Origin of the sequence: Thiomonas sp. FB-Cd, assembly GCF_000733775.1 — a bacterium.
Taxonomy (GTDB): Bacteria; Pseudomonadota; Gammaproteobacteria; order Burkholderiales; family Burkholderiaceae_C; genus Thiomonas_A.
The window spans coordinates 1,553,231-1,565,584 of sequence record NZ_JPOE01000002.1; the positions used below are offsets into that span (position 1 = coordinate 1,553,231).

General features: G+C 56.0%; 9 protein-coding genes. All 9 read right to left on the bottom strand.

What is annotated here, in order from left to right:
* Positions 1-44: 44 nt before the first annotated feature.
* Positions 45-1,124 (bottom strand): family 16 glycosylhydrolase, encoded by a 1,080-nt coding sequence (locus CD04_RS0107610; RefSeq protein ID WP_081857850.1) that lies wholly within the window; start codon positions 1,122-1,124, stop codon positions 45-47.
* Between the two features lie 157 nt (positions 1,125-1,281).
* Entirely contained in the window at positions 1,282-3,624 is a 2,343-nt protein-coding gene (locus tag CD04_RS0107620; RefSeq protein WP_051849015.1) for a glycosyl hydrolase, read from the bottom strand.
* Between the two features lie 51 nt (positions 3,625-3,675).
* The gene (locus tag CD04_RS0107625; protein ID WP_031405574.1) at positions 3,676-5,013 is read right to left on the bottom strand and encodes a hypothetical protein; all 1,338 of its coding nucleotides are present in this window, start codon (positions 5,011-5,013) and stop codon (positions 3,676-3,678) included.
* Between the two features lie 170 nt (positions 5,014-5,183).
* Positions 5,184-6,536, bottom strand: a complete 1,353-nt coding sequence (locus CD04_RS0107630) for a glycoside hydrolase family 30 beta sandwich domain-containing protein (protein WP_031405576.1) — start codon at positions 6,534-6,536, stop codon at positions 5,184-5,186.
* A gap of 150 nt (positions 6,537-6,686) precedes the next feature.
* Positions 6,687-7,751 carry an ABC transporter ATP-binding protein gene (locus CD04_RS0107635; RefSeq protein ID WP_031405577.1) on the bottom strand — a complete coding sequence of 355 codons (1,065 nt, stop codon included), beginning with the start codon at positions 7,749-7,751 and terminating at the stop codon, positions 6,687-6,689.
* Positions 7,752-7,768: 17 nt separating this feature from the next.
* Entirely contained in the window at positions 7,769-9,133 is a 1,365-nt protein-coding gene (locus CD04_RS0107640; protein ID WP_051849016.1) for a GH1 family beta-glucosidase, read from the bottom strand.
* Between the two features lie 89 nt (positions 9,134-9,222).
* Entirely contained in the window at positions 9,223-10,053 is an 831-nt protein-coding gene (locus CD04_RS0107645) for a carbohydrate ABC transporter permease (protein ID WP_031405582.1), read from the bottom strand.
* A gap of 8 nt (positions 10,054-10,061) precedes the next feature.
* Positions 10,062-11,003 (bottom strand): carbohydrate ABC transporter permease, encoded by a 942-nt coding sequence (locus CD04_RS0107650; protein ID WP_156030172.1) that lies wholly within the window; start codon positions 11,001-11,003, stop codon positions 10,062-10,064.
* A 39-nt stretch (positions 11,004-11,042) separates the two neighbouring features.
* Positions 11,043-12,212, bottom strand: a complete 1,170-nt coding sequence (locus tag CD04_RS0107655) for an extracellular solute-binding protein (protein ID WP_197033052.1) — start codon at positions 12,210-12,212, stop codon at positions 11,043-11,045.
* Positions 12,213-12,354: the final 142 nt, after the last annotated feature.

The window sequence follows — 12,354 nt, forward strand, 5'->3', positions numbered from 1 at the left end:
AGGCGCTGACGCGCCGCATCGCAACGCGGCGCGTTCCTTTCCTTTTACGGCGTCATGTACCTCACGTAGGCCACGTCCATCGCTTGACTGTAATTGGCTGGAAGGTTTGCATTGCTTCCGCTTGGGGCACCCAGATTGCCTCCCACCGCCAAATTCATGATCAGATAATAGGTTTGATAGATCCCACCGTATGGCCAAAAGGCTGATGGCGGAAGCGCAGGAGAGTTCGGATCGGTAGGGGTACAAACAAGAGTGCTCTTCGAGCACGTCGTCAACACCGTGTTGTCCACCGCAAACTGAATTTGGGTTGCCGTCCAGGCAAGCTGATATAAATGAAAACTCGTATCGATGGGCGTTGAAAGCGTCGCCTTCACATACTGGTAGGCGTCAGTGTAGGCCGGACTCGATGCGCCCGATGGCAGATGAAAGGTGCTTTGAATCACGGAATTCTGCGTTCCAAAATACCTGCTCAGCCATTCCACCATATCAATCTCCCCCCCCGCTGGCCATGTTGGCTGCGTTGCAAGCTGCGCGCTGGTTGGCGGGAAATTCTGCCCTGGCGATTCGCCAGGAAGAAGCCAAATTGCGGGCCAAGATCCGGTTCCCGTGGGAAGCTGCGCCTTCACTTCAAGAAAACCCGGCTGACTTAAATCAATGGGTTTCAGAGACGTGACCTTCGCTGACGTGAAGCTGTAGCCCGTCTGCGAATTGTCTGCCTTCCCCGTGATCACCAAATCTCCGTTCTCAACTGCGGCATTCGAGGGCAGATAATATTCGGCCTCGTTGTTGCCCCATCCCGGGTTCCCGTACTCTGCTCCGTTTCCAGTTTCCATGGCCCATAGACTTGTATTGGGCGGGCCGGAGGGGTCCTGCGAAAAATTATCAAACCACACCGTCTTCGCATAACTCGCCGCGAGCCCGGTGCTCGGTAGGGAACCAGAATTGCTGCTCGGTGTCGTGGTGGTGGTGCTGCTGCTGCTGCTTCCGCCCGTCGTTGTAGTACTCGTCCCAACGCTGGTGCTTGTCGGATTGGTGCTTGCGGTCGTGGTTCCACCACCGCCTCCTCCGCACGCACTCACGACAACCGAACCAATTGCAATCACCATTGCTGCTTTACGCATCATCTCTCCTTTTTGCCTCGCTCGGCGGCATATTCAAAACGCTGAACTATTACCGCATTTGTCGACTTTCCGCATTGGGCAGCCTTCGCCATGGAATATCAACGCCTTCTCCAGCCAACCCATTTGAAACCCCAAGACCGCGCACACCTTGATCGACGACCTAGTTTAATTTGCTTTCGCTTATATTCGGTGTCGCTCCAGGGTCACTCACAACCATTCGCGTCAAGGCGTGAGGCGCTGCATCAAGCTTTGCCCCATCGCTGTATTTGACCGGGAGCGAACTGTCACCTGGATTAAAGGCAAGATACGTTTCTGCGCCGCCCGCCTTTTTGAACACCGCGTACAACGGTGTATCCGCTGTGACTCCAAAATCGGGCTCCCCCATGTATTGCAGACTTTTAATCCAATAGTAAGCATGGGTGCGACTGTCTCCCGCTTCGGAAGATCCCTGCGAGTTCCAATCACCTCGCGCCACCTTTGGGAAGGCCAATGCCTTGTATTCCGCAAAGACGTCCTGCCAAATGTCCGATGGCGTGCCGTCTGACATGCCACTGCTTGCGTACTGGGCCTCCTCTTTCTTTAAGCCGTCGAAGAAAAGTTTGATGTAGCCTGGATCGCGGCCAAGATAAGTCGAGGCTGGAGTGATTGGCAAGAGATTAATGCCTTGGATTTCACGCGGATTCTGTGTCCACCAGGTGTTGTACGCGTATTTATCACCAAACACCTGAGCCGCCAATACCCGGTTGTAATTTGGCGCAAACACAATGTGATGAATATCAAACCAGTAATCGTCAACTGCCTGAACCTCTGTCGTATATAGATAGATTCCGAGATTGCGCACTTTATCGTCGCCAGTTGCTGCCCCCCAGAAAATAAGACCGGCCCACGCGTTGATCGCTTCCGACGATGATTCCTGATTATTGCCGTCATTCATCATTTCATCGCCACTGGCCCAGGAATGGCCCTCATAGGGGTCAAAATTTCGAAGATAAGGATCTCTTTTCAAGCCACGCCTATCGGTCGCAATGTCGTGAACCAATTGATCGACCATCCCGCCCCAATGATCTTTCGCTGCCCATGTGGGGTCCCGCAGCGCCACTTGCGCGGCCGCGTTAATCCAGTAGCCGTAATGAAAATGATGGTCATTCATGTGGCTCACACTTCCATATTCCTGCGGGTAGCCGATAGTTGTTCCAATCGATCGATCCACAACAAAATATGTTGAGGAGTTTTTTCCCGAAAAAAAGTCCTCCATGTGCTGGGTCAACATGTTTTCTAGTTTCTGCGCCTCGCCCGCCTTGCCTTGCACTGCAGCGATATCCATAAGTTGCGCGGCTCGGCCGAGCCCCTTGCCAATCCAATAGGTTCCGGGGCCTTGGACACCAAATGCGCCGTACATCTTCGCCACGTCGCCACCGAGCAGGGAGTCCACTCGGCTTCCGCCAACCGCAGCAGGAAGCTTCGGCCAGAACGGGATAATTCCGTGGTACGTCATCTGCGTAGTGAACTCATCAGCGGCGAGGAGCTTGATCGTGCCCCGGACACTTGGAAAAACATCGGGAAGCAGACCCGGAATGCTTTGATCAAACCACTGATGCGGATAGAGCCCAAGAATTGGAACCGTTTCGCCGCCTTGCATGGCGTGCGTTGTCACGACGAAGTGCGTAATGACTCGACTGGTCTTAGCGTCATAAGTCCACTCCGCCCGGGTGTTCGTAACAAATGCATAGGCATGTTGCTTAAACAGCTCGATCGTTTGCATCGAATCGTTGGGCAATGCCGCAACGGAAAAATAGCCCGAGCCCGCAGGAAGGTGCAAAATCATTTCCCGCGGCGAAACCCAGGTGAAGCTGCATCCGGAAGGCCCAAAAGCTGCATAGGGGTGGCCATCAACCACAAAGCTCGCCACCCCCGATGGCACTCCATGTCCAGCAATTACGGCGTCAGTGTCGAATTTAAGGCGCACGTCTCCGCGTGTGATTTTGTAATAGCTGAAGGGACTGCCATGAAGGATCGTGGCATCAAATTTGTCACTTCCGTTGGCCATTTGGACCTCGACATTCCAGTCCCCATGTCCGGCCAGGCGCGCGTCGACGGGTTTGAATGCAGTCGGGCTGATCGTCAGTTCCGCACGGTGTGGCCAGATCACCTCCTTGAATCCACTCGTTGCCTTGCTCACAGTGGGGGTCGGCACGCCGACCTCGAAACCGTTTGGCCCGGCTCGATAGCTAACTGGTGTCGCGAACAGAGGATATGACCAGCGCTCAAACATCAAGGATGAATACCACTGATTCGTAGGCGCCGCCATTTTCATCATCGCGGCGGTACGGTAATTGGCTTCTGGCGGCGACGGATCCGATGACCCCAAAAAACCGCCGGGATGCGGCGCTGAAAAATAGGCACCAAGCCCATCTGTAATAGGGTTGTTGAAGGTCGCGTTGGCTTGGGCCTGTCCAGCCAATACAAACAGTGCCGCTACCGCAAAAACTTCCAGGTATCTCATCAAGACCTCCGATCGAGGCGCCTTCTCAACGCCGGTATGTGATGTTTTCGCTTAGAACGTCACTAAAACACCGAGCGTCACCGACTCGCCAGAGCGCGTCGTGCGAGGATCGATGCCGGCAAAGGCAGTGTTGCTTGGCATGCTCAGAGGGGCGGGTCCCAAACGGCCAAAATGGACATAACCAAGACCACCGTAGATGCTGAGATTACGGTAAAGCTCAGGAACCTTTCGGTAAATGCCAAGGTTGGTGAAGATTGCCGAATTACTCTGGCCCCACTCGGTTGGGTTGTCTGTTTTTGCCTTGCCAAGATACACCATCCCTGCGGTGTAGGTCCAGAGGCCATGGTAATGTGATATACCAAGCAGAAAATCATTAACATTCGCAGCGTAGCCGGGGTTTATCCCACTGAGGCCGGAATAATTAAATCCCGCGTTATAAACGCACCCAGAGTATTGAACCGCATAGTCACACGTCAAGGCGGCACCTGACCAATAGCTATGCCTTACGCCCCAGGTCAGCATCCATTGCGGATTAAACCAATGGTCGCCCTCGAGAATTGCGACGCTTTGGCGAGGAATGGAACTGTAGCGTCCAGTTGTCGTTCCGGGTAGCGTCTGAGGGTCGCCTGGAGCGCCGACAAACGGTGATTTTCCCCACGATGACTGAGCACCGCCATGGCTGAGCTCCAAGGTCAGCTCAATCAAATTCTTCTGATTGGAAAATTGCGCGAACAACTCAAGCATTTGAGGCGTCGGCGTATAGACGGGTACGGGCGGGTTTTTGTTGAAGTACGTGTCGTACGCGGTTTCCGTGGCGTATGTCGCCTCGAGAGTTAGTTTGCCAAGCGAGAAATTGATTTGCGGCGTTGTATAGCGAATGGATTGAGGGAAGAGACCAAACCCAGCGCCGGATTCGCTCCATGGACTTGAAAGGCCGATGGGATAACTGAACGCGTCCTGTCGTGACCACGCGCGCGCAAGTTGCGTGCCCACGCGGATCGTGCCAAACGTCGGATATGAGACCCCAATGTTTTTGTCGAACCAGTACTGTCCCACAATGTCATTCGATCCATTGCGAATGCGTTTGGTCAGTCTTCCATCGACGGTCCAACCCGAGTCAAACTCGTGCTTGGTGGACGCCGTCACCTGAATCATGGGCGTGGGCGTGGTCACTGTCCCGGTGGTAGTGGGCGCGCCACACCCGGGGAAGGCCGTTCCCAACACACCACGTGTGTCGCCGAAGCAGTTGGTCGCAGGGGGTGCCACGTTGTTGGCAACGCTTACCTCATCTTTGGCAAAACCGGACAGATTGATCAGGCCAATTTGGGCGCCAAATGCAGAGGCCGAAGCAAGGCACGTGACTGCACCGAGCGCAAGTTTGATTTTCAATCTGATCTCCTTTCGTCTTCTCGCTACACTTCCCGACTGAAAGCGCTTTCATTGAGGTTAGGCGAGCCTCCCCCTGCATGTCAATAGCAGAAATACCGAGTCGCGTAGAACGTCATTCGTGGAATCGGTATGGCCGACTGCCGGGCGCAACGATGCGGCCGCCGACACCCTCAGTGCGGCACCGCCGCGGCAAGGGACGCAATTGCATGCCCGGGTATTTGCGTGAGGAATCGGCTTCCATCCAGTCGAAGCATGAACGATACAGGGGCATCCGTTCGGTTCATCACAATCAGCACGGGCGAGCCGTCAGGGTTGCGAAATGCCGCGCACTCGAGCGCTGCGACCGATGAGGCGCACAGGACACGACGTGCCCCGGGAACCACAAAACGGCAGAAGTGCCCGATGTAATAGAAGGAACTCTGCTGGTACAGCGCATCGTGAGCTGTGTCGATCAAAATGGGGGCGCTGCAGAAATTTCCGACGTGATTGGGCCCACCCTGCAGGTCGAGAAAGAGATTCCAGTCAATCCACCCTACCGTCCAACGGTTGAGATCGTTGATCATCGAATGCGCATAACGCTCGCCGAGCGCCCAGCTGCCCATATGTGCGCCACCTTCCTGACAGCCTTCGGTAAACAGCAACCGCTTTTCAGGCCAGGCATCGTGGACACGCTGAACATGATCAAAGTGATCCTCTCCATACCAATGGAAGCCGAGCCCCCATGCATATTTCGAGGCCTCGGGGTCGCCGTAGATGACGCTCGCCCGATCAACCATCAAATCACGGTTGTGATCCCAAACGACAATCTTGATATCAGCAAGTCCCGCCCGCACGAGCTCGGGTCCCAAATAGTCACGGATGAAATCTCGCTCTTCCTCGGCGGAGTAAACGCATGAATCCCAGCGCTGTGTTGCCATGGGCTCGTTTTGCACCGTGACGCCCCAGATCGGAACCCCCTCTTGTGCGTAGGCTTCGATGAACCGCACGAAACACCGCGCCCAAGCGAGTCGATATTCGGGTCGCAGCTTCCCGCCATGGTTCATGCTGCCATTGGTTTTCATCCAAGCCGGCGGACTCCATGGCGACGCCAGCAGCTTGATGGGATGCCTTGCGACCCGCTGGGCCGCCTTGATGAACGGCAACAGGGCTTGCTGATCGCGGCTGATGTTGAAGCTGCGCAAATCCACGTCCCCGGTGGTGTGCACGTGCGCATAATTGTCAAGGGCGAAATCGCAGCTATTCATGTGCACACGGCAAAGGGCATAGCCGTGCCCGTCTTCGGCTTGCGTAGCGAAGTACGCCCTCAACGCAGCGTCTCGCTGGTTTGGACCCAGTGCCATCCAAGATACTGCCCCTGCCTCCGTGAACGCCCCACCAAAGCCCTCGATGATTTGGAATTGATGGGTCGTGTCGACCGTCAGTACCGGCAATCCCGGTGTTTCAACACTAGACGGCTCAAGGGCGGGCTGCTCTGAAAGCCGAGCCTCCGAGTCGCGCGCCGTCAACACGTAGCGAAGCAACATGTCATCATCCTGTAGATCCGTAAATTCCCTGCACGATTGCCGTCTGGGAGCAGATGAAGGGCCTCGCATCCGCTTGTGATGCGAAGCCGGAGCAACTCGATGAATTGGGGTCCCCGCGGAACCACATGCCATCAGCCACGATCACCATGCTTATGACATGACGATTCGCCTTGCAGCTGCATCGAAGGCCAGAGCCCACGCAGGGTCTGGCACCAGCCCCACGGTCTGGCCCGCGTCGCACTGCACACCGCAGTCGCTGTGGATCGTGGCCGCCCAAACAGATTCAACACCCTCTACACGGAGGTAAATAATCGACGAGTCGCCCAGATGCTCCGCCAACTCGACCGTTGCGGGAATTCCCTGACTGGCTGGAACCACGGCGAGGTGCTCCGGGCGCACGCCCGCGCGCTGCGCGCTGTCAGCTCTTCGTCCAATTAGCGCCTGCCAAAGCTTGCGCTGCGTCGCGGAGGCGCCCGAGCCGGGTTTGTCGATCAGATTTATGCGCGGTGTCCCGAGGAACGTCGCAACGAACTCATTTGCCGGGCTATTGAAAAGCGCCATGGGCTCACCAAGTTGCTCAATCACGCCCCTGTTGAACACAGCGATTCGATCGCCCATCGTCATGGCCTCGACCTGATCATGCGTTACATAGATCATGGTCGTCCCCAACTCCTTGTGTAGACGCGTCAATTCGATGCGCATATTGACCCGCAAGGCCGCGTCCAAATTTGAGAGCGGTTCGTCAAACAAGAAGACCTTCGGCTTACGCACAATGGCTCGCCCAATCGCAACACGCTGGCGTTCACCACCCGAGAGTTGCTTCGGATAAAAGTCCAGCTGATGACTAATGCGGAGAATCTCGGCAGCACGAGCCACACGCTCTTTTCGAATGGCTTTCGCTATACCTGCCATCTTCAGCGAAAAACCCATGTTCTCCGCCACCGTCATATGCGGGTAAAGAGCGTAGCTTTGAAAGACCATTGCCGCGCCCCGCTCGGCCGGACGCACGTCGTTGGCTCTCGCGCCATCAATCTCCAAGTCGCCTTCAGTGATGCTCTCCAAACCCGCAATCATTCGCAGCGTGGTTGTCTTGCCACACCCCGATGGGCCAACAAAAACCAGGAACTCTCCGTCGTGCACCTCGAGGTCGACCCCTTTGATGACATCGACACTGCCGTAACGCTTGCGCACGCCTCTTAAAGTCACCCGACACATATCACGCTCCAATCGATTCAGCCAACTGCGACGGATTTGTCGGGTTGTGAGCTGAGGAAGTTTTGGTACCACAGGGCGCTGTCTTTGAGGGTTCGGCGCTGGGTTTGGTAGTCGACATGCACGATGCCAAAGCGCTTGGCATAGCCGCTTGCCCACTCGAAGTTGTCAAGCAGGCTCCACACCATGAAGCCGCGCAGGGGCACGCCTTGGTGCAGGGCCTTGCCCACGGCGGCGATGTGGTTGGCGATGTAGCGCATGCGTGCGGTATCGTGGACCCGTCCATTGACGAGTTGGTCCTTGAAGGCGGCCCCGTTTTCCGTCACGTACAGGGCTGGAATGGCGTAATCGCGGTGCAAACGCACCAGCAACTCGGTGAGTCCCTCGGGGTAGACTTCCCAGCCCATGTCGGTGATCTCGGCACCGCTGTCGTGCGGATCCTGGGGGCCGGATGCGCTGAAGACGGCACGCGAGTAGTAATTGACGCCAAGGAAATCGATCGGGGTGGCGACGATGGCCATGTCGCCGTGTTCAATGCGGGGGGCATCCTGGCCCAGGAACGCAAGCACGTCCTCGGGATAGGCTGCCTTGAAGAGGGGGTCCATGTACCAGCGCACCAAGCGGCCGTCTTCCAGATGGGCGCGCGCCCGATCTTCCGCAGCACCGGATGCGGCCTGGATGGGAGCGAGGTTGAGCACGATGCCCAGATCACTCCGGATGCCCAGCGTGCGCAACGCTTGCACGGCCATGCCATGGCTGAGCAACAGGTGGTGTGCCGCTTGCATGGCCACGCCCCTGTCGCGCACCCCTGGGGCGAAGATGCCCGATTCATGCCCGAGGATGGACTGCACAAAGGGTTCGTTATGCGTCGTGATCGACACCACACGGTCGCCAAGCCGCTGGGCCACGCCGCAGGCGTACTCGACGAAGCGGTGTACGGTGTCGCGACTCGCCCACCCACCTTTGTCCTGTAGTGCCTGGGGCAGATCCCAATGATTGAGGGTCAGATGCGCGCCGATGCCGCGCTCGAGCAATCCATCAACCAGGCGGTCATAAAACGCCATGCCCTTGGCGTTCCATGCGCCTTCGCCCAGGGGCTGTACGCGCGGCCACGCCACCGAGAAACGGTAGGCGTTGACCCCCAGACTGGCGATCAACTCCAGATCCGTGGCCCAGCGGCGATAGTGCTCACACGCCACATCCCCGTTGCTGCCATCGGCAATGGCCCCGGGGAGCCGACAAAACGTATCCCAGATCGATGCGCCCCGCCCGTCTTCCGCCGCGGCCCCTTCAATCTGGTACGCGCTCGTCGCCACCCCCCAGATGAAACCTTCCGGAAACGCTGTCGAGTGTGTAAACCCGTCAACCGCACCATTGCTGTGCATCGTAGCTATTGCATCCTCATGGTAGAAATGCGCAATCTTTGATCGCCATCGGGTCGCACAAAAAGCAGGAGAACGGCCACGCCATTCCCCTACTTCACCGCGCCCGCCGTCAGTCCCGATATCAACTGGCGCGAGGAAAACACAAAGAGCACGATGAGCGGCAGTGTTGCAATGGCCGAACCTGCCATGAGTGCACCCCATTGAGTATCCACTGGACTTTGCAGACTGCGCAGGGCAAGTGGCACCGTATACATGTCAGGTGAGCGCATCACGATCAATGGCATGATGAAATTGTTCCAGGATGCGATAAATGTGATGAGGCCAAGCGTGCCAATGGCCGGCCCCAATAGAGGAAGCACAATGCGCACGTAAATGCCGATTTCCCCACAACCATCCATGCGGGCCGCCTCCACAAGCTCGCGTGGAACCGACGATCCGATGAACTGGCGCATCAGAAAAATGCCGAACGCGCTTGCTGCACCCGGCACATAAAGCGCGCGCGGCTCGTTGATCCAACCGAGTGCATCCATAATCATGAAGGTGGGAATCATGTTCATGAACTGAGGCAAAAGCATTGTTCCCATGACAAGAACAAAAAGAATATTTTTAAAGCGAAACTCGAACATTGCAAATGCATAACCAGCCATTGAGCAAAATAGCAGGGTCAACGCCGTCGATGCGAGTGCAACGTAAAGACTCCAGCCTAAATTTCGCCAAAATGGAATGGTCGACACCAAAATATCAATATTGCGTACGAGATTGCTACTAAAATATACGGGCGGCGGAGCGCTAAAAATTGACGTACGCGAATGCGTGGCAAAAACGAACATGAAATAAAATGGCGCCAGCATAATTAATGCCCCGATACCAACGATACCGTAAGCCAACCACTTACCGGCATTTCCCTTTTTTGGATTCATTGCGAGCCTCATGCTGACCGATTCCGTGGGCGAAACGCTATATTCGTCAACCAAGTCAACAAGGCTACGAACGCAAACAGGACCCAAGACATTGCACTCGCTCCGCCGAAGTCATCAAAATCAAACGCCTCCCGGTAGAGATAAAGCGCAGTTGTTAATCCGGCCTGATCGGGTCCACCGTGGCCTCCAGTCAGAATAAAAGCCTCATCGAAGAGCTGCAGCCCGCCGATAACGCTCAACGTCACCGCGAAGTACATCATTGGGCGGATGCTCGGAAGCGTGATATTCCAGAACTGCTGCAAACTACTGGCGCCATCCATCGTGGCCGCTTCATAAAGATCCTTCGGGATCGTCTGCAGTGCTGCCAGATACAAAACGACGTTGAATCCGACATATCGCCAAAACACGATCACCGCAATCGCCGGCTTGACATATTGAGGCCGCCCCAACCAGTCAATAGGACCGACCGGCACCAGGAATCGCAGCACCGGAATGTGACTGAGTCCGTGGAGCGCCTGATTGATCAACCCATAATCTGTCGAAAATAAGGAGCTAAAAAGAATGGCGATCGCCACCGTCGATGTAATGTAAGGCATAAAATAAACGCCAACAACTATATTACGAAAACGCTTGAACCCGGCCTGAATAAACACGGCCAAAGGGATCGCGATCAAATGCTGAGGCACTCCTGCGGCAAGCGCCAACCAGGTAGTATTACCCATCGATTTCCAGAACCAGGGATCGCGAAGTGCAAACTCAAAGTTTCTCAAGCCCACAAAACTCATGGAAGCCAGGCCGCTTGCGGGCTCCCATGAATGAAAAGCGAGATACAACGAAAATCCAAGCGGAAACAATCCAAAAATGAAGAATAGCGTGACGAACGGGCTGAGAAGCACATACGGAGCCCAAGCGGGCGAGATTCGTAGGCTCTTCGGGATCTTCATGGACATGTCATGTGTTTTTCGGAAGCCGCAGCGGCGCTCTTTAATTCAACGCCCAACACGCCGTTCAAGTAGCCTCTGAGCCTGAGCAAGCGATGCTTTGATCGATTTCCCCTCGTGCAGAACCTTGAATAATGCAGTGTTAACAACTTCTGCGGCAAAGGCGTCTTGGCTGTGAACCTGAACAGCTCTGATGTTGAGTGCTGCTTCGCGCCACAATCGGCGTGCTCTCTGGCCGCCTAAAAACGGAATTGGTTCGTCAAAAAATGGCGCATGATAGGTGTTGACCAATACGGGAAAGGCATCCTCGGATTTAAACGCCGCTAGCTGACGCGTCGCATTCAGCGAGAGGAGCTTGACGAAGTCCCAGGCGTAGCGCTTCTTTGAGGCGGTTATGTTCTTAGGGAGAGCAAGGAACGACCCCCCGTACGCTGCCCATGTTTTTTGGGGCAACTGGGCGGCGCGCCAGAGACCCCTGGTTTGAGGGGCCAACCAATTACTCATGTGCCCGACAAGCCAGGCGCCCGACATCAGGGTCGCAATTTTCCCGTTTCGGATGCCCTGTGCCCAGTCCGTTGACCAGGTCCGGACCTGCGCATCCAGGCTGGCCTTCCGTATTTGAGCGGCCAACGTGAATCCCTCAACAAATCGGCTTGTTGTAATTAGCGGTTGGTCGTTCTCATCGAAATACAGCCCTTGATTGGACCGCACGCCCGTGCGAATCAAAATGTTGACGACGTCCGAGGCGTTGGCGACGAGATAAGCGCCTGAAGCTCGCTTGATCTTGATGCCAACGGCGACGAAGTTCTCCCAAGAATTTTGCAAATCCTCGATCGTGGAGCCAGCCTCTTGCAAGATATCGTGACGGTACAAGAGTGTTCCCGGTCCGACGTCGCTAGGTGCGGCGACGACCGAATCAGTCTTGGTCGTCGCCTGGTCAAAGGCATAGGGCACAAATTCTGGCTTGAATGCTTCGATGCTAAACGGCGGCTGCGCCAAGTTCTCGAGCCCACCGCCTCGGGAAAATCGGCCCAGGTAGCTCACCTCGATCGCCATTACGTCCGGCAGATAGGATTCCGTGGCCAAGGCAGTCATCATGGCCGTGTGGTGGTCGGTGATCTGCCGGCTGATCACTTCGATGTTGAGGTCTGGATGGATTCGCTTCCATGCGGGTATTGCCGCTCGGGCAATCGCGTCGACTGAGGGGTAGGCGGCCACGACGAGCGTTTGATCAGACGCTGAGACGGTGCGGCCGCAACCCGCCAAGGCGCCGCTAAAACCAACTGCCCCAACGGCCTTAAGAAATTCCCGACGTCGATACATACTGCGAATCTGGAGCCAGTTGATGGGTGGGCAGCGA

What these genes read in the sequence shown, in the direction of transcription:
- CD04_RS0107610 (WP_081857850.1), bottom strand. Translation starts at nt 1,124, where the DNA reads ATGATGCGTAAAGCAGCAATGGTGATTGCAATTGGTTCGGTTGTCGTG.
- CD04_RS0107620 (WP_051849015.1), bottom strand. Translation starts at nt 3,624, where the DNA reads ATGAGATACCTGGAAGTTTTTGCGGTAGCGGCACTGTTTGTATTGGCT.
- CD04_RS0107630 (WP_031405576.1), bottom strand. Translation starts at nt 6,536, where the DNA reads ATGTTGCTTCGCTACGTGTTGACGGCGCGCGACTCGGAGGCTCGGCTT.
- CD04_RS0107635 (WP_031405577.1), bottom strand. Translation starts at nt 7,751, where the DNA reads ATGTGTCGGGTGACTTTAAGAGGCGTGCGCAAGCGTTACGGCAGTGTC.
- CD04_RS0107640 (WP_051849016.1), bottom strand. Translation starts at nt 9,133, where the DNA reads ATGCACAGCAATGGTGCGGTTGACGGGTTTACACACTCGACAGCGTTT.
- CD04_RS0107645 (WP_031405582.1), bottom strand. Translation starts at nt 10,053, where the DNA reads ATGAATCCAAAAAAGGGAAATGCCGGTAAGTGGTTGGCTTACGGTATC.
- CD04_RS0107650 (WP_156030172.1), bottom strand. Translation starts at nt 11,003, where the DNA reads ATGTCCATGAAGATCCCGAAGAGCCTACGAATCTCGCCCGCTTGGGCT.